The organism is Nonomuraea sp. PA05 (genome assembly GCF_008086045.1).
In the GTDB taxonomy this organism is placed as follows: domain Bacteria; phylum Actinomycetota; class Actinomycetes; order Streptosporangiales; family Streptosporangiaceae; genus Nonomuraea; species Nonomuraea monospora.
The window spans coordinates 152,263-173,511 of the sequence record NZ_VSEY01000007.1 but is presented as its reverse complement, the minus strand read 5'-3'; the positions used below and the strand labels follow the sequence as shown (position 1 = coordinate 173,511).

Below are 21,249 nucleotides of genomic sequence, written 5' to 3'. Positions count from 1 at the left end.
GGCGGGGGGGGGGGGGTGCGGGGGGGGGGGTGCGGGGGGGGGGGGGTCCGGGGGGGGGGGGGCTGGGGGGGGGGGGGGGGGGGGGGGGGGGGGGGGGGGGGGGGGGGGGGGGTGGGGGGGGGGGGGCGGGGGGGGGGGGGGGGGGGGGGGGGGGGGGGGGGGGGGGGGGGGGGGGGGGGGGGGGGGGGGGGGGGGGGGGGGGGGGGGGGGGGGGGGGGGGGGGGGGGGGGGGGGGGGGAGAGGGGGGGGGGCGAGCGTGGCGAAGGGACAGGGCGGAGGTGTGGTGCACGGTGGACGCGGCCGCAGGCGGCCCGAGTCGTGAGCCGTCACACCGCCTTCATCAGCGCCCCCGACACCTCCCCCAACACCCCGCCCACCCCCCGATCCATGGCCTGCTTGGCGTACCGAGCCGCATCCAGGGCGTTCCCCGCCGCGCTAGGCGAGTCCTCCACGACCATCCGCACCTCCAGCTCCAACGGCGACCCCCCGAACCCTTCGCCGTTCAACCGGATGTAGGCGACCTTCCGATCCTCCATGAACGGCACGTACTGGGCGCCGACGTGGACGGCGGCCCCCGCGCCGGCCGTCTTGGTGGCCCGCTTGCTCCGCATCCGCCCCCCGTCCTCCAGGTTGACGAAGTCCATGTTGCCCCCGCCGAGAAGCTGGTGCCCCTCGGTGAGCTGGACGCCGCCGGCGGTGAGGGCGTCGACGAGGGCGCGGTGCACGAGGGTGGCGCCGAACGAGCTCTTCAGGTCGTCGCCGACCAGCGGCAGCCCGGCGGCGGCGAAGCGGGCGGACCATTCGGGTGAGCGGGCGAGCACGGCGGGCATGCAGTTGACGAACGCGCACCCGGCCTCGATGGCCGCCTGGGCGTACAGTTCGGCGGCTCGCTGCGCGCCTGTGGGCAGGAAGTTGAGTACGACGTGGCTGCCCGTCTCCCGCAGCCGGGCGGCGACCTGGGCGGGGGTGGCGCCGCCGAGGGGGTCGACGAGGCCGGACGAGCCCGGGCCGACGCCGTCTGCCAGGATGCCCTCCGTGACGGGGACGCCGAGGTGGGGCACGTCGGCGAAGCGGCGGGAGTTGTTCGGCGCGGTCCAGATGGCCTCCGAGAGGTCCTGGCCTAGCTTGGCGCGGCCGACGTCGAAGGCGGCGGTGAAGCGGATCTGGGAGATCGCGTATCCGGCGCAGACGGGGTTCTGCAGGCCGGGGGCGTCGTCGCGGTAGTACTCGACGCCCTGGACCAGCGAGGACGCGCAGTTGCCCACGCCCACCAGGGCGATGTTGACGGTGCTCATCGCCCGACGCGCTCCATTCCGACCGTGCTCGTTCGCCCAGCGCGTCCCACTCCGACCGTGCTCATTCGCCCAGCGCGTTCCATTCCGACCGTGCTCGTTCGCCCAGCGCGTTCCACTCCGACCGTGCTCGTTCGCCCGGTGCGCCCCACTCCAACGGTGTTCATCGGCGCGTCCGCTCCACCCCGACCGTGATCTCGTTGCCGAGCCGCCGTTCCAGAAGCAGCTCCAGATCATCACCGCTCCAGAACCTCCCCGGGTCGTACCAGTTGGGACGCTTCCCCGCCGGCAGAAGCCCCATCTCCTCGTAGGTGACGGCCACGACCTCAGCACAGTAGGCGCTCTCCAGGCTCTGCTCCATCTTGCGCTTCCTGCGCGGCACCCGGCCCTTCATCCAGCGGGCGGCGAGCCGGGCGGTGGAGGGGAACGGGGTGCCGTCGAGCCTGGCCACCGTGCGCAGGGCGGCGTCCTCCATCTCGGGGGTGGCCTCGGGGTCGAGCTGGCGCAGCCAGGCCCGCTGGTCGTAGCGGTCGGCCCAGACGGTGACGGCGGCGCGCAGGTCGTGCAGTTGCACGCCGCGCTGGTGGACGCCCGACCACAGGTCGAGCAGGGATTTGCCCAGTTCGGCGTGCCACATCATCGGCGGCAGGTCCTCGATCACGATGGCCATGCCCACGTGGTTGACGGGGCTGTTGGTCATCGTCTGGATGGCGCGGTCGGGCACCGATCGCCCGCGGAAGATCCACAGGTCGCCGGTTCTGGTCACCTTTACGGCCTCGTCGAGAGTCAGCACAGGGTTAGCCTAGGCAACATGCGCTGGTGGAAGATGCTCGGATTGGCCGGAATCATGGGTGTGGCGGCCACGGGGGTGGTGATCGCGCGCGCTGAGCGGCGCCGCCGCGCCTACACCCCGGAGGAGATCAGGACGCGGCTTCGGGAGAGGGTCGAGAGCGATCAGCCGGAGGGCCGCAGGTCGTAGACGAAGACCACGTCCGGGTAGGCGGGGTTGTCGTCGTAGCCCTGGATGCCCCCCAGGTAGGCCCGCCGCGACTTGACCACCCAGGGCAGCGCGCCGGCCGCCCGCTGGTCCAGCACGCGTGTCGTGGCCTGCTCGTAGGCGCGCTGCGCCGCGGGCTTGTCGGTCACGGTCAGTTCTGGCACGCTGCCGAGCAGCGCGTCGAGGGTGCGGTCGTTGAGGTAGGTCAGGTTGAACTCGGGCGGGTTCGCGCTGTGGAAGACCTGGCCGAAGTAGGAGTAGCCGTCGGCGTAGTCGGGCCACCAGTACATGACGAAGATGTCCTGGCCGCGCTTCTTGCCCAGCTCCCACTGGGCGTTCCAGTGCATGGCCCTGACCTCGAGGGTCACGTTGAGCTCGCGCAGCGTGGCGCGTAGCCGCCGGGCGAGCACCTGCTCGTCGGCCTCGCCTTCGGCGTGGGTCAGGCGCAGCCGCAGCGGCCGGCCGCCGGGGCCGTAGCCGGCCTGCTGGAGCAGCCGGGTGGCGCCGGCGAGGTCCTGCTTGGGCACGCGGCCCGGCACGTGGCCGAGCAGCCCTTCGGGGACGACGCCGCTGGCCGGCATCACGGAGCCCTTGAGTGCCTTGATCAGGCCGCGGTAGTCGACGGCCTTCTGCACGGCCTTGCGGATGCGGATGTCCTTCATCGGCCCGGTGGCCGTGTTGAACAGCATCATCGCGGAGGTGAACGAGGGCCGGTCGGAGGTGCGCAGCCCGGGGGCGGCCGTGGCTCGGGCGAACAGCCGCGGATCGAGCCGGTCGACGAAGCTGGCCTCGCCGTTCTGCAGCATCCGGTACGCCCGCTCGGTGTCGGGCACCGCCTTGTACTTGATCGTGTTGTAGTGCGGCCGTCCCCAGCCGCCCCAGTACCCGTCGTAGGCCGAGAGCGTGAGCTCGTCCTCCTTGCCCTTGTTCCACTTCACCACCGTGTACGGCCCCGAGCCCGCGTCCCTGCCCTCCTGGAAGAACTTCGTCAGGTCGGGGGCGGCCTTGGTGTCGTAGATGTAGGCGGCGTACCCGGCGGAGGCCACGAGGTCCAGCGGCACGGGGTACTTCAGCGCGAACGTCACCGTGAGCGGCCCCTCGACCCTGATGGAGGAGACGGCGTCCCAGATGTAGGAGGCGCCGGTCTTGGCCTTCATGGTGCGTTCGATGGACGCCTTGACCGCCTCGGCGTCCAGGGTCCTGCCGGTGTGGAAGGTGACGCCGGAGCGCAGGGCGAAGGTCCAGGTGCGGCCGTCGGCGGAGGAGCGCCAGGAGGTGGCCAGGCGGGGGGCGGACTTCTTGGTGACGGGGTTCCAGAGCGTGAGGGTCTCGTAGACGTTCTGGAAGGCGATGATCTCGTTGGAGTAGGAGCGGCTGGGGTCCCACTCGGTGACGATGTCGGTGTTCTTGACGTAGACGAAGGGCGACTCCCCCGCCGGCGCCCGCTGCGGCTCCGGGGGCGTCGAGCACGCCGTCAGGAGGAGCAGCGCAGCGGCCGCTACGAGTCGACGGCGCAACGCATCTCCCTCTGTGGCCGATGTGATTCCCGGGAAACCTACTCCAAGATCCAGCCGAGGCGTGACACGTGTCCAAAAGTCCCGAAAAATTGGGCATTCCGGTGATCGAATTGCTATTCTCGGGGCTTGTCCCGTCCGGGGTTGCCAGCTTGGGACCGACCGGAGTGAGGTGCCATGGGTCGTAGCCGAACGATCCGCATGAAGATCATCGGACTACTACTGGTGCCGCTGACCTCCATGGTGGTGTTGTGGGGAGTCATCACCGCCGTTACTGCCAGCGAGAGCTTGGAGCTGCGTCAATACAAGACAGTCTGGACGAACCTCCGCCTTCCCGCGTACAAACTGATCAGCGAGATCCAGCGCGAACGTCTCATCTCCGCCCAGCTCCTGCGTAACGTCACGGACGAGTCCGCCGTCGCCACGCAGCGCACCAAGACCGACGCCGCCCGCGACTCGTTCACCAAGCTCTCCAGCACCTCGAAGGACAGATCGGAAGAGATCCGCACGCAAGTGGACGCGGTGTACACGCAACTCGACAGGCTCGACTCGGTCCGTGGGGAGATCGACGCGGGTCTGTCGGACCGTCTGCACAGCGTGGAGGCGTACAACTCGGTCATCGACACCCTGTACGGCCTGCACCGCAAGGTCGCGCTGATCGACGACATCCCGATCTACGAGCAGTCGCGTGTGGTGATCGAGATGGGCTACGCCAGGGAGCTGCTGAGCAGGGAGCAGGCCATCGGCCTCGGCACGGTGAACGCCGCCGAGCGCAGGCTGTTCACCCAGATCGCGGGCAACCGGCGCTTCCTCATCGACCAGGGCCTCGGCGAGCTCGACCCGGCGCTGCGCGACCCCCAGGTCGCCCTCGTCAGCTCCTCCGCCTACCAGCGGATGCGGATGATGGAGGACCAGATCATCGCCGGCGGCGTGCCGCTGGGCTGGCTGAGCACCACCGAGGGGCTGTCCAAGTCGTTCCACGAGGCCCAGATGAAGGCCAGCACGCTGCTGAACGAGCGCGCGGAGCCGGTGGCCGACGAGGTGCTGTCGCGGGCGTTCCTGCTGGCGGGCACGGCGCTCGCGCTGGTGATCGTGTCGATCGCGTTCTCGCTGCGGATGGGCAACCGCCTGTCCAGGGAGCTGGGCGCGCTGCGGCTGGCCGCCCTGGAGGTCTCGCAGGAACGGCTCCCGCACGTGGTCTCCAAGCTGCGCAAGGGCGAGAAGGTCGAGATGCCGGAGCTGTCGGTGGCCAGCACCACGGTCGAGATCGACGACGTGGGCCAGGCGTTCTCCACCGTGCAGCAGACGGCGGTGGAGGCCGCGGTCGGCCAGGCGCAGCTCAGCGAGGGCGTGGGGCACGTCTTCCGCAACCTGGCCAGGCGCAGCCAGACGCTGCTGCACCGCCAGCGCATCCAGCTCGCGGACATGCAGAACCGGGCCACGGACCCCGAGCAGCTCGACGACCTGTTCAAGCTGGACCACCTGACGACGCGGATGCGCCGCCACGCGGAGGGCCTGATCATCCTGTCGGGCGCGACGCCGGGGCGCGGCTGGAGCCGCCCGGTGCCGCTGCTGGACGTGGCCCGCGGCGCCGCCGCCGAGGTGGAGGACTACCAGCGGGTCGTCGTCGAGCCGATGTCCGGTCAGCGCCTGGCCGGCACCGTGGTCGGTGACGTGATCCACCTCATCGCCGAGCTGATCGAGAACGCCACCGTCTACTCGCCCGCGCACACGCCGGTCATCGTGCGCGGCGAGGCGGCGGCCCGGGGCTTCGCCTTCGAGGTCGAGGACCGGGGATTCGGGATGGAAGCAGAAGAGCTGGCCGAGTACAACGAGCGGCTGGCCAGCCCGCCGGAGTTCGACCTGGCCGACAGTGACCGGCTCGGCCTGTTCGTCGTCTCCCGCCTGGCCGCCAGGCACGACATCCGCGTGACGTTGCGCGGTTCACCATATGGAGGGACCACCGCGATCGTGTTGATCCCGGAAGAGCACGTGGCCGAGCCGGAGCCAGAAGCCCCGGCGAAGGCCGTGCAGACGGAGCCCGCCGCTCGTCCCATGCGGGTGGTGCGAAGTGACTGAAGAGCGCTGGCTGGACGAGGACGCCGGTCCGATCGTCCCCGCCTACCTGCTGACCAGGGGCCGGACGGTCCCCGCGAGCGAGGCCATCGACCTCATCGCGGTGATCATCACGGCGGGCGGGCTGACGCCGCCGCGCGGCCTCGACCCGGAACATCTGATCATCCTGCAGAAGTGCACCCAGCCCACGCGGCTGGTGGACGTGGCGGCGGAGCTGAACCTGCCCATCGGCGTGGTCCGGGTGCTGGTCGGCGACCTGCACGCCCAGCAACTCGTGCAGGTCGAGCTGCCGCCGCCCGCCCCGGACGCCAAGGTGCTGCTGGAAGTGATCAGTGGCCTGAAGGCGCTGTGACCGGCCCGCGGTTCAGATAGCCGTACCCGGCCGCGAACAGCGCGGCCACGACGCCCGCTCCGGCGGCTGCCCCGAAGACCCACGGGTAGCCGCCGCCCGCGGCCAGCACGGCGGCGATCGCGGCCCCCGCCACGCTCCCGCCCACGATCCTGACCAGCGCGTTCACCCCGGCCGCCACGGCCGTCCTGTCGGCCGCGACGTGCTCGACGGCCATGGTGCCCAGCGCCGCGTAGCCGACGCCGAGGCCGATCCCCATCAGCGAGGACGCCACGTACAGGTGCGCGGGGGCGCTGTGCTGGAGCACCAGCCAGAGCCCGGCCAGCCCGGTGACCCCGGAGCCGATCGCCACCATGACGGACGCCGGCAGCCTGCGCATGATCCGACCCGCGAACAGCGAGATCACCAGCATGAACAGCGTGCTCGGCAGCAGGTAGACGCCGACCTGGAGGGTGGTGGCCGCGAGCCCGCCCGCCGCCGCGGGCGCCTGGGCGAAGCCGGACATGCCGGTCAGCAGGGTGAAGAACGAGAACCCGAGCAGCAGCGAGGACACCGTCGCCCCCACGGTGCCTCTGTGCACCAGCATCGCCATTTCAACCAGCGGCTCGGCCACCCTGCGCTCGACCAGCACCCAGACGGCGGCCAGCACGGCCGCCACGGCGAACAGCCCTAGCACGCCCGGCGAGGCCCAGCCCCACGAGCCGCCCTCGCTGACGGCCAGCAGCAACGCGACCAGCCATCCGGTCAGCAGCGCCGCCCCCGCCAGGTCGGGGCGGCCCTTGACGGGCGGGGCCGAGTCACGCACGAGGACGGCCACGATGACGGCGGCCACCAGCGAGATCCCGCCGGTGATCCAGAAGACCAGGTGGTAGTCGCCGGAGGCGAGCCCGGCCAGGATCATGCCGCCGCCGCTGCCGAACCCCATGGTCGCGCTCAGCACCCCGATGCCGGTCGCGAGCTGCTGCCTGGGCAGGGAGTCGCGGACCACCCCGATCGACAACGGCACCAGCGCGGCCACGAAGCCCTGCAGCACCCTGGCCACGATCAGCCAGGTCAGCGAGGTCGCCAGCGCGGCCAGCACCGAGCCTGCCACCAGGAGCGCCAGGGCGCCGAGGATCATGCGGCGCCTGCCGTACATGTCGCCGAAGCGCGACAACAGCGGGGTGGACACCGCGCCGACCAGCAGGCTCAAGGTGAGTGTCCAGCTCACGGCGCTCAAGGACGTGTTCAGCTCGCGTTGCAGCACGGGAAGCAGGGGCACCACCGCGGTGTTCTGCAGGGCGGCGATGGAGGCGGCGAAGGCCAGTGAGACCACCGCGGGCCAGGGGTTCAGGCGTGATGCCTCGCGTGACGCGGGCATGACGACTGTCGCCATGTCGGCTCCTTAGATAACTTGGGTAAGTAGTCGAGAACCGATAATACATACGTAAGTTAGGTAATCAAGCGGATGGCCGAAGATCTGCAGCGCACGGTGAACGCCTATCGCCGCCTCGCGACCATGTTCAACCGCGCCAAGACCCACGAGCGGCTGACCGAGGCGGCAGGGGTCCGGCTCGACCGGCCGGACGTCCAGATCCTGGTCACGCTGCTGGACGCGGGCGAGCCGCGCAGGATCGGGATGATCGCCGAGGCGCTTCAGGTGGAGAGCCCGCACGTGACGCGGCACGTGGCGTCGCTGGAGCGGCGCGGGCTCGTCGAGCGCGTCCGCGACCCCGACGACGGGCGGGCCTGGCGCATCGCGCTCACCGAGGACGGGGCCGAGGCGGCGGTCGCGTGCCGCCGGGTCACCACCGAGTGGTTCGAGGGCGCGCTGACCGACTGGTCACCGGCGGACCAGGCGGAGCTGGCCCGGCTGATGGACAAGCTCGCCGAGGACATGTTCCAGCATCTGAAGCCTCAGCTCGACAGGACGTCCTCCGCACGGTGACAGGCCACCTGGCGGTCTTCCACGTCCCGCAGGGCGGGGGCCTGCTCGCAGGCCGCCACCGCCAGCGGGCAGCGCAGCCGGTACGGGCAGCCGGTCGCGGCGGGCACGGCCTCGGTCCTGCCCCTGGCCTGCGGTGGCTCGCCGCCGAGCGTGGGCACCGCGTCGCGCAGCGCCTTCGTGTACGGGTGCGCCGGGTTCGCCAGGAGCTGCGAGGTGGGGCCCGACTCGACCACGCGACCGGCGAAGAGCACGTGGGAGTTGCGGCAGAGCCGTTCCACCACGGCCAGGTTGTGGGTGATCAGCAGCCGCTCGGTGTCCAGCGAGGCCAGCAGGTCGAGGATCCTGGCCTGGACGGTGACGTCGAGCGCGCTGGTGGGCTCGTCCAGGATGAGCAGGCGCGGGCCGACGGCCAGGGCCCTGGCGATCACCACGCGCTGGCGCTGACCGCCCGAGAGCTGGTGGGGGCGGCGTCCGGCCAGCTCGGGGTCGAGGCCGACCTGTTCGAGCAGCTCGCCGACGCGGGCGCGGGCGGCGCGCGGCAGCGCCTCGGCGATGGAGCGGCCGACGCGCATCCTGGGGTCGAGGGCCTCGGCCTGGAAGACGGGCTGCACGTCCTTCCTGAACGCCTTCAGGTCCGTCTTGGCGAGCGTCCGGTCGCCGTACCAGATATTTCCGGACATGGGGCTCAGGAGGCCCAGGAACGCGCGCGCCAGCGTCGTCTTGCCCGAGCCGCTCTCCCCGATCAGCCCCACGCCGCCCTCGGTGATGTCCAGGCTCACGTCGTGCACGACGGGGCGGCGGCCGTACCCGAGCGTCACCCGCTCGGCCCTCAGCGTGGTCACGGCAGCGCCTCCAGCAACTCTCGGGTGTAGGGGTGGGACGGCCGGGCCAGCACCTCGGCGGCCGGCCCCGACTCCACCACCGCGCCGTCCTTCATGACCAGCACCCGGTCCGCGATCGTCGAGACCAGGGCCAGGTCGTGGGAGACGAGCAGGAGCGCCAGGTCCCGCTCGGTCCTGAGCCTGCGCAGCACGCCGACCACCTCAGCCTGCACGGTCACGTCCAGCGCGCTGGTGGGCTCGTCGGCCAGGATGACCTCGGCGCCCAGGGCGATGGCCAGCGCGATGGCGAAGCGCTGGGCCTGGCCGCCGGAGACCTCGTGGGGGTAGCGGCGCAGGATCTCGCGGTCGAGCATGACCGCCTCCAGCGCCGCGTCCACGTCGTTGCCCTGCCTGCCGTGCAGCTTGAGCGCGCGGCGCAGGAGCGTGCCGAGGCGGGTGGCGGGGCTGAGCGCGGCCTGCGGCGACTGCATGACCAGGGCCGCGCGGGCGCCGCGGATCTCGCGCAGCGCCTTCTGCGGGGCGGTGAGCACGTCCACGCCGCAGACGCGCACGTGTCCGGAAATTTCGGCATTCTCGGTGAGGCCGAGGAGCGAGAGCAGCGTCGTCGACTTGCCCGACCCACTCTCTCCCACGATCGCCACGCACTCCCCCGCGCCCACGTCCAGCTCGGGCACGTCGGCGACGACCCGCCCGCCGTACCGGACCTGGAGATCGCGCACCTCGATCACTTGACCACCCTTCGCGGGTCCAGCGCGTTGCGCAGCCCTTCACCCAGCACGTTGAACGCGAACGCCGTCAGCAGGATCGCCAGCCCGGGAAAGGTCACCACCCACCAGTTCGTGGTGAACAGCGTCTGCCCCTGCTGCACCATCAGCCCCCACTCCGCCGTCGGCTCCTGCGCGCCCAGCCCCAGGTACGACAGCGCCGCCGAGGTCAGGATCACCCCGCCCGCGTCCAGCGAGAGCTGCACCAGGACGGGCGTGAGCGAGTTCGGCAGCACGTGCCGCAGAATGATCATCGGGGCGGGCACGCCGAGGCAGCGGGCCGCGTCCACGTAAGGGCGGGTCGCGATCGAGGCGGCCACGGAGGCCGCCAGCCGGGCGTACCACGGCCACCAGGTCACCGCGATGGCCAGGATCACCGTGTTCACGCTGGGCTGCAGCACGACGGCCAGCGCCAGGGAGAGCAGCAGCGCGGGAAAGGCCAGGAACACGTCCGTGACCCGCATGATCACGTCCCTGAGCCAGCCGCCCGTGTACCCGGCGACCACGCCCAGCGTCACCCCGACCGCCGCCGAGACGGCCAGCACGGCCACGGCGATGGTCAGCGAGGTGCGCCCGCCGTACAGGATCCTCGTCAGCACGTCCCGGCCGACCTGGTCGGTGCCGAACCAGTGGGCGCCGCTCGGCGGCAGCAGCCGCTCCAGCGGGCGCGGCTCGTCCAGCGGGTACGGCGCCAGCCACGGCGCGAGAAGGGCGGCCAGCACGATCACGGCCAGCAGGATCGCCCCGAACGCGGCGAACCGGTCAGGGATGCGGGGCAGGCGTCGGCGCAGCGGTTGTACGTCCGTCATCGCGTCCTCGTCCGCGGATCGACGAAGCCCTGCAGCACGTCCACGACCAGGTTGGCCAGCACGTACACCAGGGCGACCAGGAGGGTGACGCCCGCGATGCCGGGAGTGTCCAGCGAGCGGATCGACTCGGCGGCGTACCGGCCCAGGCCCGGCCAGTTGAAGACGGCCTCGACGAGGAAGCCGTTGACGATCGCGTACGCGAAGACCAGCGCGATCAGCGACAGCACCGGGCTGAGCGCCGGCCGCAGCGCGAACCTGGTCAGGATCGACGTCTCGCCGAACCCGAGCGCCCGCTCCAGCCTGGCGTGGTCCTGCCCCGACTCCTCGATGAGCGCGGCCCTGGTCATCTGGGCGATCACGCCCATCGGGTACGCGGCCACGACGAGCGCGGGCAGCACCAGGTGTTCGAGGGTGCTGGTGAAGATGGGCCAGTTGCCGGTGATGAGGGCGTCGACGATGGTGATGTTCGTCCAGAGGGTGAGCGGGCTGGTGGTGTCGAGCGAGGTGTCGTACTCGCCGGCGATCGGGAACCAGCCGAGGTTGCTGGCGAACACCGTCTGCAGCGCCAGGGCCAGGAAGAAGACCGGCACGGAGACGGCCAGCATGCTGCCGAACCGCACCCCGAGGTCGGGCAGCCGCCTCTTGTGGCGGGCGGCGAGCACCCCGAGCGGGATGCCCAGCGCGATCGCCACCAGCAGCGCCGCCCCGACTAGCTCCAGCGAGGCGGGGAAGGCCAGGTAGAGGTCGTCGCGCACCGGCTGCCTGGTGCGCAGGCTGGTCCCCCAGTCGCCGGTGACCAGGTCGCGGGCGTAGTTCAGGAGTTGCACGGGCAGCGGGTCGTCCAGGCCGAACCGCGCGCGGGCCTCGGCGAGCTGCTCGGGCGTGGCCTTCGGCCCGGCGAACGCGACCGCCGGGTCACCCGGCACCAGCCGCATCACCGCGAACGTGAGCACGACCACGCCGGCCACGACCAGGAGGGCCTGGCCGAGCCGGCGGGCCAGATGGCGCAGCACGGCTCAGCCGGCGCGCTTGAGGTCGTAGAAGAAGACCACGTTGGGGTAGGCCGGGTTGTCCTGGTACCCCTGCACGTCGGCCGACAGCGCGCGCTGGTAGCGCTGCACGTACGGCACCGCCACCGCCGCCTCCTGCTCGATGATCTGCTGCTGGAGTTTCTGGTACTCCATCTCGGCCGCCAGCTTGTCGGTGGCCGTCAGCTCGGGCAGCTTGTCGATGGCGGCGTCGATCTGCGCGTTCTTCAGGTACGACAGGTTGAACTGCGGCTTCTCGGCGCTCTTGAACACGTTGAGGAACCACGAGTAGGCGTCCGGATAGTCCGGGTACCAGTACATGACGAAGATGTCCTGGCCGCCCTTCTTGCCCAGGTCCCACTGCGCGCTCCAGTTCATCGGCTTGGCCTGGAGCGTCACGTTGAGCTGCTTCAGCGTCGAGCTGAGCAGCGTCACCAGCAGCTTCTGGTCCTCGTCGCCGATGGCGTAGGTGAGGCTGAGCTTGAGCTCCTCCAGGTCGGGGCCGTACCCGGCGTCGGCGAGGAGCTGCTGCGCCCTGGGCAGGTCCTGCTTGGGCTCCATGCCGTTCACGTGGCCGATCAGGCCCTCCGGCACCAGGCCGCTGGCCTTGACGCCCGAGCCCTCCAGCGCCGCCGCCAGGCCGTCGTAGTCGATGGCGAGCTGCAGCGCCTGCCGCACCTTGACGTCCTTGGTGGCGCCGCCGGCGGTGTTGAAGAGCACCAGCAGGTTCTGGAACGACTGCGCCTGCGCGGTCTGCACGCCCTGCGTGGTGCCGGCCTGGGCGAAGAGCTGCGGGTTCAGGCGCCTGACGAAGTTCACCTCGCCGTTCTGCAGGAGCTGCCAGGCGGTGGTGATCTCCGGCGTGACGCGGAAGGTCACCTTCTTGTACTGCTCCGGCTTCCAGCCGCCCCAGTAGTCCTCGTACGCCTTCAGCGTCAGCTCGTTCTCCTCGCCCTTCTTCCACGAGTCGATCGTGTACGGGCCGGTGCCGGCGGTCGTCTTGCCGTCGGCGTCCACGGCGTCCGCGTCGTAGATCCAGGCCGCGTATCCGGAGGAGCTGACGAGGTCGAGCGGGGCGGCGTACTTGAGGGTGAACTTGAGCGTGCTCGCGTCCACCGCCTCGATCTTGTCCACCGGGTCCCAGATGTAGGCGGCGCCGCCCTTCTTCTCGATCGTCCGCTCGATCGCCTTCTTGGCGGCCTCGGCGTCCATCGGGTCGCCGGTGTGGAACTTCACGCCCTGCCGCAGCTTGAACGTCCACTCCTTGCCCTCGGCCGACGACGTCCACTCGGTCGCCAGGCGCGGCTCGGCCTGCTTGGTCTGGGAGTTGTACCTGGTCAGGCCCTCGTAGATGTTCGACAGGGCGACGATCTCGTTGGAGTAGGAGGTCGCCGGGTCCCAGTCGGTGACCACGTCCTGGTTCGGCGCGTAGACGAACGTGGCGTCGTTGGCCGGCCCGCTGGTCTGACCTGCCGGACTTCCGCTGCTCGGCTGGGGCTGGGGCGTCCCGCCGGCGCCGCGCACCTGGCCGCCCGCGCACGCGGACGCGGTCAGGGCGAGGACACCGGCTACCCCGGCGACGAGCAGCCGCTTGTGCCAGCGCATGGTGGGGGGATCCTTTCGAGAGGTCACCGGGCGAGGGGTCCGGCTGCTTTGACGTGCACCCGCACGGCGGGCTCGGAGAGATAGCTCAGCGGCACCTCAAGGAGGTCCACGATCTCGACGTGGGCGGGGTCCGCCCCCGCTGCCACGGCTCGCGCCCGCGCCTCCTCCTTGGCGCTCTCGATCGCTGCCGACCGGCTGTCTCCCGCTGGCAAGATCGTATCGATTCTGCCGCTCGCGAGCGCTATGGCCGCACCCACGGCATTCGCCACCTCCGCGTGCTCGGGCCTGATCACACGGCTCACGCCGGGGATGTGATCGGGCAGCAGGAACGCCCCACCCCCCACCGCCACCAGGGGCCGGTCGCTCCTGCCGAGCGTCATGCGGTCCACGGCGTCGATCACCATCTCGTCGGCTCGGGTAACCGCGCTTTCCAGAATGTCTGCCTTTTCTTCCGACATGTCACCCTGGAGCCGCTCGTGCCAGCTTTCGGCTCCCGGGGGAACCCTGCCCGCCACGACGGCCGCGTCCGTCATCGTCGCCGTCGTACCGCCGAACACCAGCGCCTCGCGCACGATCCGGTACCCGACCGAGTCGGGGCCGATGCCGTGCGGGCGCACGACGGTGCCGCCGCCGAGCGCGATGGCCAGGATGTCGGGCATGCGGAAGTTGGTCAGCACCCCGCCGATCTCTACCGCCGCCGCCGACTCCCTGGGGAACCCGCCGGCCAGCACCCCGAGGTCTGTGGACGTGCCGCCCACGTCCACCACGACCGCGTCCGCCACACCCGACAGGTACGCGGCGCCGCGCAACGAGTTCGCCGGGCCCGAGCCGATCGTGGAGACCGGCAGGCGGGCGGCGTGCTCCAGCGTCATGAGCGTGCCGTCGTTCTGCGCCAGGTACGGCCGCGCCCCCAGGCCCCGCTCCTGCAGCGCCGTGACCAGGGCGTCGGTGACGTGGGCGGCGACGCCGTAGAGGGCGGCGTTCAGCACGGTGGCGTTCTCGCGCTCCAGCAGGCCCAGGGAGCCGATCTCGCTGCTCACCGAGACGGGCAGGCCGTACTCGGCCCTGACCAGCTCCTCGACGCGGCGCTCGTGGCCGTCGTCGGCGGGGCTGAACACGCTGGTGACGGCCACGGCGTCGGCGCGCACGCCGTCCAGGAAGCGGCGGACGGCGTCCAGGTCGAGCGGGCTGATCTCGCGGCCGTCCACGTAGTGGCCGCCCCGCACGATCGCCTCGCCCGCCGAGACCGTCTTGCGCAGGTCGTCCGGCCAGTCGGAGAGCGGGGGGACGGCGGTGGTGGCGGGGGCGCCCAGCCGGATCACGGCGACCCGGCCGAGGCCGCGGCGCTCCAGGATGGCGTTCGTGGCGTGGGTGGTGCCCAGCATGACGCGCGTGACGTCCTGGTGCAGGTCGTCGCCGATCTCGGCGAGCACGGCGTCCAGGGCGGCGCGCAGGCCGTCGGTCACGTCCGGGCTGGTCGGCCGTTTGGCCTTGGCGATCACCCTGCCGTCGGGGTCGAGCACGACCGCGTCGGTGTTCGTCCCGCCGACGTCGATCCCGATCTTCAGGTCAGCCATGCGTCAGCTCCTCGACGGGCACGTAGTCCAGGTCGTAGCCGAAGGCCCGCGGCCCCGCGGTCTCCAGGCCCTTGGGCGTGCGCCAGAGCGGGTCGCACGGCCAGGCGAGGACCGTGACGCGCTGGCCGTACCGCAGGCCCTCGGTCTGGACGGCGGCGGCGGTCTCGGTGTCCACGACCGTGATGAGGTCGGGCACCATGGCGCGGGTCCGGCCGTCCTCGACCGCGACGAGGTTCTCGTTCTGCAGCTCCACGGTCAGCCGGCGGCCGCGGTCGTCGCCGGTGCCCTCGATCGTGGCGGTGCCGCGGACGAACCCGCCCGTGGTGCGCCGCTCCACGTCCGTCAGCTTGCCGGTGATCAGCCTGGTGGCGCCCAGGCGGTCGCGCAGCGCGCCGAGCGGGTCGGCGGCGCCCTCGGTGGCCCGGCCCACCTCCAGGGCGCGGGTGACCGTACCCTCGATGACCGCGCCCCTGGCCCGGTCGGCGGTCAGCACGTAGTCGGCCATCAGCGCGTGCGAGCCGGCCGCCACGCAGACGGCCCGCGCGATGCGCTCGGACCAGAGCCCGTCGATGGGGCGGATGGTCACCACGTTGCCCGCGACGTCGGACATGATCACCAGGTCCGCCGGGATGCCCGCCACGTACATCGAGACCATCTGCACCTCGGGGAAGGCGCGGCCCATGCCGTCGGCGTCGAGCAGCGGCACGCCGAGCTGGGCTGCCCAGGCGACGGGCGCGACGCCGTTGGCGCCGCCGATCTCGGAGGACATGATCGCGCTCGGTGGCCGGCCGAAGATGCGCTCGGCCTCCTCGGCGATGCGCTTCGGCTCGTCCTCGCCGTGGATCATCTCGTGGCTGACGGTCGGCGCGCCGATGCCGGACAGCGGCAGGATCAGCGCGTCGCCGGGCAGGTCGTCCAGTTTCAGCAGGGGGACGGGGCCGTACTCGCGGATGGCTCTGATCGCGGCGAGCGATCCCGTCCGCACGTCTCCCCCGCCGCCGGTGCCCAGCACGGCGCAGCCGCGGGCGAGGGCCGGAATATCGTTCATTTCAAGTCGCATATGTCGCCACAACCAAGCACATACCGCCGCACGACGCCAGTCTCACAGCCCCTTAGTCTGGAACGCGGAGGGGAGAGCCATGCGGATTTCGGTGGCCGCCGACAGCAAGGACGGCGTGGCCGAGCGGGTCGTGTCCGAGCTGCGCAGGCGGGGGCACGAGGTCGTGACGCACGGCGCGCTCGGCGACGACGAGCGCGACGACTGGGCGTGGGCCTGCGAGCTGGCCGCCAGAGACGTCAGCGAGGGCCGCGCCGAGCAGGCGGTCGTCTGCTGCTGGACCGGCACGGGCGCGTCGATCGCCGCCAACAAGGTGCCCGGCGTGCGGGCCGCCCTGTGCGTGGACGCCTACACCGCCGACGGCGCCCGCAAGTGGAACGACGCCAACGTGCTGGCGCTCAGCCTGCGGCTCACCTCGGAGGTGGTCCTGGACGAGATCCTGGACGCCTGGCTGGCGGGGCGCCCGAGCACCGACCCGGCCGACGTGGCGAACGTCGCCCACCTCGACGCCATCTGAATCAGGGGCCCTCCTCTGGTCAGGCCCTCAGCACGCGGGAGAGCGTCTCTTCGACGGCGGCCTTGACGGTGGCGGGGTCGTCGAGGTCGAAGCCGACCACGAGGCCGTCCCTGAGCAGCATGAGCACGTCGGCGGTGCGCTCGGGGTCCGGGTGGCCGTCGGCGGCCAGCAGGTCGCGGTAGAGGTCGCGGTTCCAGCGCCGGTGCGCGGCGATGGCCTGGCGCACCGGATGCCCGGGGTCGGGATACTCCGCCGCCGTGTTGACGAAGGGGCAGCCCCGGAACGTGAGGCCGGCGCCGAACTCGCACATGAACGCGAAGATGGCGTGCAGGCGCCGCGTCGGCGATCCCCCGCGCACGTTCTCCGCCAGGCCGCGCTGCATCGTCGACTGCTCGACGATGTAGGCCCTGACCAGCTCGTCCTTGCTCGGGAAGTGGTGGTAGAAGGTCGCCTTCGCGACGCCCGCCTCCGCGATGATGCGGTCGATGCCCACCGTGTGGACGCCCTCGCCGTAGAACAGCCGGGCGGCGGTCTCCAGCACCCGGGTCCGTGCCGGGCTCACCGTTCTCGCGCTCACCTGTTGACGGTACCAGACAGATCTGTCTAGTCTTGAGTGCACAGACAGGTCTGTCTACTAAGTGAGGGATCATGAGCATCTACACCGCCATCGCCACCTCCTCCGGCCGCGACGCCCGCGCCGTCTCCTCCGACGGGCGGCTCGACGTCAAGCTCGCCATGCAGAAGGAGCTGGGCGGCGACGGCGAGGGCACCAACCCCGAGCAGCTCTTCGCCGCCGGCTACGCGGCCTGCTTCGCCTCCGCGCTGCGGCTCGTGGCGGGCAGCAAGCAGATCGACGTGGCGGACGCCGCCGTCACCGCCGAGGTCGGCCTGTCCCCCAACGGCAAGGGCGGCTTCCAGCTCGACGCCACGCTCCGGATCGAGCTGCCCGACGACATCGCGCCGGACGTCGCGCAGGAGCTCGTCGAGGCCACCCACCAGGTGTGCCCCTACTCCAACGCCACCCGCGGCAACATCCCGGTCAAGCTCGTCGTCGAGTAGGTCTGTCGCCACAGGTCTTCAGAAACGTCACACAAGAGGCAGGGAAATCGTCGGTCCCGCCCTCTAGGGTGCTGGGCATGACCGACGTGCTGCTCCGTGGCGGGCTCCCCTGGGGGCTCGGAGCGCCTGCCGACATCCTGGTCCGCGCCGGCCGCGTCGCCCGGGTCTCGCTGAGCCCGGTCGAGGCGCCCGGCGCGCAGGTCCACGACGTGTCGGGGCAGCTCGTCCTGCCCGGCCTCGTCGAGGCCCACTGCCATCTCGACAAGACCCTCTACGGCGGCCCGTGGGTGCCGCACTCCGCCGGCGACACGCTCTCCGGCCGCATCTCCAACGACCTCGGCCGCCGCGCCGAGCTGGGCGTGCCGAGCGTCGCGCGGATCACCGCGCTGCTGGAGCGGATGAGCCGGGCGGGCACCACGCACGTCCGCACCCACACCGACATCGACCCCGTGGCGGGCCTGCGCGGGGTGGAGGCCGTGCGTGAAGCCGCCGCCGCCTCCCCCCTCGACGTGCGCCAGGTCGCCTTTCCCCAGCACGGCGTGCTCACCAACCCGGGCACGGCCGCGTTACTGGAGGAGGCGCTCAAGAGCGGCGTGGAGGCCGTGGGCGGCCTCGACCCCGCGGGCATCGACCGCGACCCGGTGCGCCACCTCGATCTGATCTTCGGCCTCGCCGGGCGCTACGGCACCCATCTCGACATCCACCTGCACGACGGGGGCACGCTGGGCGGGTGGGAGCTGGGGCTGATCATCGAGCGTACGAAGGCGCTCGAGCTGCGCGGCAGGGTGGCGGTCAGTCACGCGTACGCGCTGGGCCAGCTCGACGAAGCCGCCCAGGACCACCTCGTCGAAGGCCTGGCCGAGGCCGGCGTCGCGGTGGTGACGGCGGCCGTCTACGACTTCCCCGTGCCGCCCGTCAAGAAGCTGAGGGCTGCCGGGGTCACGGTCGCGTGCGGGCACGACGGCATCCGCGACCTGTGGGGCCCGTACGGCAGTGGCGACATGCTGGAGCGCGCGATGCACGTCGCCTACCGCAGCACGTTCCGCAGAGACGACGACATCGAGCTGGCGCTGGAGGCGGCCACCGTCGGCGGCGCGCGGGCGCTCGGGCTCGACGACTACGGGCTCGCTCCGGGCGACCGGGCCGACCTCGTCGTGGTGCCCGCCGGGAGCCCGGCGGAGGCCGTGGTCGTTCACCCTGCGCGCACTCTGGTCATGAAGGACGGCGTCGTCCTGCACAATTGACCGGCGGGACCATCGAAAGGCAGGCAAGTGCTCTCTATTCACCAGCGGATCGCCGCAGAGCTCGGCGTACGCGACGGGCAGGTGCAGGCGGCCGTCGACCTGCTCGACGGCGGCGCGACCGTGCCGTTCATCGCGCGATACCGCAAAGAGGCCACCGGCACCCTCGACGACGCGCAACTGCGCACGCTGGAGGAGCGGCTGCGTTACCTGCGCGAGCTCGAGGAGCGCAGGGCGGCGATCCTGGAGTCCATCGAGTCTCAGGGCAAGCTCGACGACGAGCTGCGTGAGCAGATCATGGCCGCCGAGACCAAGGCCAGGCTCGAGGACATCTACCTCCCGTACAAGCCCAAGCGGCGCACCAAGGCGCAGATCGCCCGCGAGCTGGGGCTGGAGCCGCTCGCCGAGCAGCTCCTGGCCGACCCCACCCTCGACCCGGCGGCCACCGCCGAGGGCTTCGTCACCGAGGGCGTCGCCGACGCGAGCGCGGCGCTCGAAGGCGCCAGGGCCATCCTGATCGAGCGCTTCGCGGAAGACGCCGACCTCATCGGCGGGCTGCGCGAGCAGTTCTGGAGCCATGGCCGGCTGGTGTCCAAGGTGCGCGAGGGCAAGGAGGAGGCGGGGGCCAAGTTCTCCGACTACTTCGAGTTCGGCGAGCCGTTCACGAAGCTGCCCTCGCACCGCATCCTGGCCATGTTCAGAGGCGAGAAGGAGGAGATCCTCTCCGTCACCCTGGAGCCCGACGACAGCCCTGACTACGAGCTGCGCATCGCCTCCCGGTTCGGCGTCTCCGACCAGGGCCGGCCGGCCGACAAGTGGCTGAGCGAGACCGTGCGCTGGGCCTGGCGCACCCGCATCCTCGTGCACCTGGGCATCGACCTGCGGATGCGCCTGTGGCAGGCGGCCGAGGACGAAGCGGTCCGGGTCTTCGCGACCAACCTGCGCGACCTGCTGCTCGCCGCCCCGGCCGGCGCGCGGCCGACGATGGGGCTCGACCCCGGCCTGCGTACGGGCGTCAAGGTCGCCGTCGTCGACACCACCGGCAAGGTCGTCGAGACCGCCACCATCTACCCGCACGAGCCCAAGCGGCAGTGGGACCAGTCGCTGGCGGTGCTCGGCGCGCTCGCGCAGCGGCACGGCGTCGAGCTGATCGCCATCGGCAACGGCACCGCCTCCCGCGAGACCGACAAGCTGGCCGGCGAGCTGGTCCAGCACATGCCGGGCATCACCAAGATCGTCGTCTCGGAGGCGGGCGCCTCGGTCTACTCGGCCTCCCCCTACGCCTCGCAGGAGCTGCCCGACCTCGACGTGTCGCTGCGCGGCGCGGTCTCCATCGCCCGCCGCCTGCAGGACCCGCTGGCCGAGCTGGTCAAGATCGACCCCAAGTCGATCGGCGTCGGCCAGTACCAGCACGACCTGGCCGAGTCCAAGCTCTCCCGCTCGCTCGACGCGGTCGTCGAGGACGCCGTCAACGCCGTCGGCGTCGACGTCAACACCGCCTCCGCGCCCCTGCTCACCCGCGTGTCCGGCATCGGCTCCACGCTCGCCGAGAGCATCGTGCGCCACCGCGACGCCAACGGCCCCTTCCGCACGCGCGGCGCCCTCAAGAGCGTCCCCCGCCTCGGCCCCAAGGCGTTCGAGCAGTGCGCGGGCTTCCTGCGCATCCGCGGCGGCGACGACCCGCTCGACATGTCGAGCGTGCACCCCGAGTCGTACCCGGTGGTGCGCCGCATCCTGACCTCCGCCAAGGCCGACCTCAAGACGCTCATCGGCAACACGGGCGCGCTGCGCACGCTGCGGCCTGAAGACTTCACCGACGAGACCTTCGGCCTGCCGACGGTCACCGACATCCTGCGCGAGCTGGAGAAGCCCGGGCGCGACCCGCGCCCCGCCTTCAAGACCGCCACCTTCAAGGAAGGTGTGGAGAAGATCTCCGACCTCTCGTCCGGGATGATCCTGGAGGGCGTGGTCACCAACGTGGCGGCGTTCGGGGCGTTCGTTGACGTCGGGGTGCACCAGGATGGGCTGGTGCACGTGTCGGCCATGTCGCGGAACTACGTCAAGGATCCGCGTGACGTGGTCAAGCCTGGTGACATCGTGCGGGTGAAGGTGCTTGACGTGGACATTCCGCGTAAGCGCATCTCGCTGACGTTGCGCCTTGAGGACGAGACGGCCGCCCAGCAGGGCGGCGAGGGGCCCCGCCGAGGCGCCGGCGCCGGTCGCCAGGGTGGCGGGCGCGGCGAAGGGGCTCGTGACGGTGGTCGCGGTGCCGACGGTGGTCGCGGTAACGGCGGCGGGCGCGGGGACGGTGGCCGCGGTGATGGCGGCCGCGGTGATGGCAGTCGGGGTGATGGCGGTCGCGGGCGTGGTGACGGTGGTCGCGGCCGGGGCGACGGTCAGCGCGGCGGTGACGGCGGTCAGCGCGGGCGGGGTGGTGAGGGGCGCGGCGGCCAGCGCCGCCAGGATCGTCCCGCTCCGAGCGGCGCCATGGCGGAAGCCCTCCGCAAGGCGGGCCTGACCGGCGACAACAACCGCTGACGTAATCAGACGACGCGGGACGGGCCCTACCCGGCGGGTGGGGCCCTCCCTCGCGAA

20 protein-coding genes are annotated in these 21,249 nt (G+C 71.6%); 8 read left to right on the top strand and 12 right to left on the bottom strand.

Annotation, left to right across the window (positions count from 1 at the left end; genetic code table 11):
- Nucleotides 1–326 precede the first annotated feature (326 nt).
- On the bottom strand, nt 327–1,295 hold the full coding sequence (locus FXF51_RS13430) for an inositol-3-phosphate synthase (protein WP_187414354.1): 969 nt from the start codon (nt 1,293–1,295) through the stop codon (nt 327–329).
- A gap of 160 nt (nt 1,296–1,455) precedes the next feature.
- Entirely contained in the window at nt 1,456–2,082 is a 627-nt protein-coding gene (locus tag FXF51_RS13425; protein WP_222871275.1) for a hypothetical protein, read from the bottom strand.
- Nucleotides 2,083–2,103: 21 nt separating this feature from the next.
- On the opposite strand from FXF51_RS13425, the gene FXF51_RS60760 reads away from it, so the two are divergent.
- Complete coding sequence (locus FXF51_RS60760) at nt 2,104–2,271, top strand: hypothetical protein (RefSeq protein ID WP_187414353.1); 168 nt, start codon at nt 2,104–2,106, stop codon at nt 2,269–2,271.
- On the opposite strand, the gene FXF51_RS13420 is transcribed toward FXF51_RS60760, so the two are convergent.
- A complete protein-coding gene (locus FXF51_RS13420; protein WP_148434670.1) occupies nt 2,247–3,806 on the bottom strand; it encodes an ABC transporter substrate-binding protein in 1,560 nt (519 codons plus the stop codon). The genes FXF51_RS60760 and FXF51_RS13420 overlap by 25 nt on opposite strands.
- 174 nt (nt 3,807–3,980) lie before the next feature.
- On the opposite strand from FXF51_RS13420, the gene FXF51_RS13415 reads away from it, so the two are divergent.
- Together FXF51_RS13415 and FXF51_RS13410 are read left to right on the top strand one after the other, a co-directional pair.
- Nucleotides 3,981–5,882: a nitrate- and nitrite sensing domain-containing protein gene (locus FXF51_RS13415; protein ID WP_262379495.1), complete on the top strand. Its 1,902-nt coding sequence runs from the start codon at nt 3,981–3,983 to the stop codon at nt 5,880–5,882.
- Nucleotides 5,875–6,231 carry a DUF742 domain-containing protein gene (locus tag FXF51_RS13410; RefSeq protein WP_043630385.1) on the top strand — a complete coding sequence of 119 codons (357 nt, stop codon included), beginning with the start codon at nt 5,875–5,877 and terminating at the stop codon, nt 6,229–6,231. Before FXF51_RS13415 ends, FXF51_RS13410 begins: the two co-directional genes overlap by 8 nt.
- Here the strand turns inward: FXF51_RS13410 and FXF51_RS13405 are convergent.
- On the bottom strand, nt 6,209–7,603 hold the full coding sequence (locus FXF51_RS13405) for an MFS transporter (protein WP_262379494.1): 1,395 nt from the start codon (nt 7,601–7,603) through the stop codon (nt 6,209–6,211). The genes FXF51_RS13410 and FXF51_RS13405 overlap by 23 nt on opposite strands.
- Nucleotides 7,604–7,675: 72 nt before the next feature.
- Between FXF51_RS13405 and FXF51_RS13400 the strand changes: the two genes are divergently transcribed.
- Nucleotides 7,676–8,155 carry a MarR family winged helix-turn-helix transcriptional regulator gene (locus FXF51_RS13400; RefSeq protein WP_148434668.1) on the top strand — a complete coding sequence of 160 codons (480 nt, stop codon included), beginning with the start codon at nt 7,676–7,678 and terminating at the stop codon, nt 8,153–8,155.
- On the opposite strand, the gene FXF51_RS13395 is transcribed toward FXF51_RS13400, so the two are convergent.
- Genes FXF51_RS13395 through FXF51_RS13365 form a run of 7 tightly spaced genes read right to left on the bottom strand, consistent with a single transcriptional unit; the run spans nt 8,125 to nt 15,828 of the window.
- A complete protein-coding gene (locus FXF51_RS13395; RefSeq protein WP_148434666.1) occupies nt 8,125–8,997 on the bottom strand; it encodes an ABC transporter ATP-binding protein in 873 nt (290 codons plus the stop codon). The genes FXF51_RS13400 and FXF51_RS13395 overlap by 31 nt on opposite strands.
- Nucleotides 8,994–9,725 (bottom strand): ATP-binding cassette domain-containing protein, encoded by a 732-nt coding sequence (locus tag FXF51_RS13390; protein WP_148434664.1) that lies wholly within the window; start codon nt 9,723–9,725, stop codon nt 8,994–8,996. Before FXF51_RS13390 ends, FXF51_RS13395 begins: the two co-directional genes overlap by 4 nt.
- Nucleotides 9,722–10,570: an ABC transporter permease gene (locus FXF51_RS13385; protein ID WP_148434663.1), complete on the bottom strand. Its 849-nt coding sequence runs from the start codon at nt 10,568–10,570 to the stop codon at nt 9,722–9,724. The genes FXF51_RS13390 and FXF51_RS13385 overlap by 4 nt, the downstream gene beginning before the upstream one ends.
- Entirely contained in the window at nt 10,567–11,583 is a 1,017-nt protein-coding gene (locus FXF51_RS13380; protein WP_148434661.1) for an ABC transporter permease, read from the bottom strand. The genes FXF51_RS13385 and FXF51_RS13380 overlap by 4 nt, the downstream gene beginning before the upstream one ends.
- Nucleotides 11,584–11,586: 3 nt before the next feature.
- Nucleotides 11,587–13,203 carry an ABC transporter substrate-binding protein gene (locus tag FXF51_RS13375; protein ID WP_148434659.1) on the bottom strand — a complete coding sequence of 539 codons (1,617 nt, stop codon included), beginning with the start codon at nt 13,201–13,203 and terminating at the stop codon, nt 11,587–11,589.
- 23 nt (nt 13,204–13,226) lie between these two features.
- Nucleotides 13,227–14,780: a hydantoinase/oxoprolinase N-terminal domain-containing protein gene (locus tag FXF51_RS13370; protein ID WP_148434657.1), complete on the bottom strand. Its 1,554-nt coding sequence runs from the start codon at nt 14,778–14,780 to the stop codon at nt 13,227–13,229.
- Nucleotides 14,773–15,828, bottom strand: a complete 1,056-nt coding sequence (locus tag FXF51_RS13365) for a DUF917 domain-containing protein (protein WP_148434655.1) — start codon at nt 15,826–15,828, stop codon at nt 14,773–14,775. The genes FXF51_RS13370 and FXF51_RS13365 overlap by 8 nt, the downstream gene beginning before the upstream one ends.
- A 91-nt stretch (nt 15,829–15,919) precedes the next feature.
- On the opposite strand from FXF51_RS13365, the gene FXF51_RS13360 reads away from it, so the two are divergent.
- Nucleotides 15,920–16,354: an RpiB/LacA/LacB family sugar-phosphate isomerase gene (locus tag FXF51_RS13360; RefSeq protein WP_148434653.1), complete on the top strand. Its 435-nt coding sequence runs from the start codon at nt 15,920–15,922 to the stop codon at nt 16,352–16,354.
- Nucleotides 16,355–16,373: 19 nt separating this feature from the next.
- Here FXF51_RS13360 and FXF51_RS13355 read toward each other — a convergent pair whose 3' ends face one another.
- Nucleotides 16,374–16,931, bottom strand: a complete 558-nt coding sequence (locus tag FXF51_RS13355; protein ID WP_148434651.1) for a TetR/AcrR family transcriptional regulator — start codon at nt 16,929–16,931, stop codon at nt 16,374–16,376.
- A 71-nt stretch (nt 16,932–17,002) separates the two neighbouring features.
- Here FXF51_RS13355 and FXF51_RS13350 point away from each other — a divergent pair, with 71 nt between their 5' ends.
- The 3 genes from FXF51_RS13350 to FXF51_RS13340 all read left to right on the top strand — a co-directional run bounded on the left by FXF51_RS13350 (nt 17,003) and on the right by FXF51_RS13340 (nt 21,192).
- On the top strand, nt 17,003–17,413 hold the full coding sequence (locus tag FXF51_RS13350) for an organic hydroperoxide resistance protein (protein ID WP_187414352.1): 411 nt from the start codon (nt 17,003–17,005) through the stop codon (nt 17,411–17,413).
- Nucleotides 17,414–17,490: 77 nt separating this feature from the next.
- Nucleotides 17,491–18,657 carry an amidohydrolase gene (locus FXF51_RS13345; protein WP_148434648.1) on the top strand — a complete coding sequence of 389 codons (1,167 nt, stop codon included), beginning with the start codon at nt 17,491–17,493 and terminating at the stop codon, nt 18,655–18,657.
- A gap of 27 nt (nt 18,658–18,684) precedes the next feature.
- Nucleotides 18,685–21,192, top strand: coding sequence for a Tex family protein (locus FXF51_RS13340; RefSeq protein ID WP_148434646.1), 2,508 nt, complete (start codon nt 18,685–18,687; stop codon nt 21,190–21,192).
- Nucleotides 21,193–21,249: the final 57 nt, after the last annotated feature.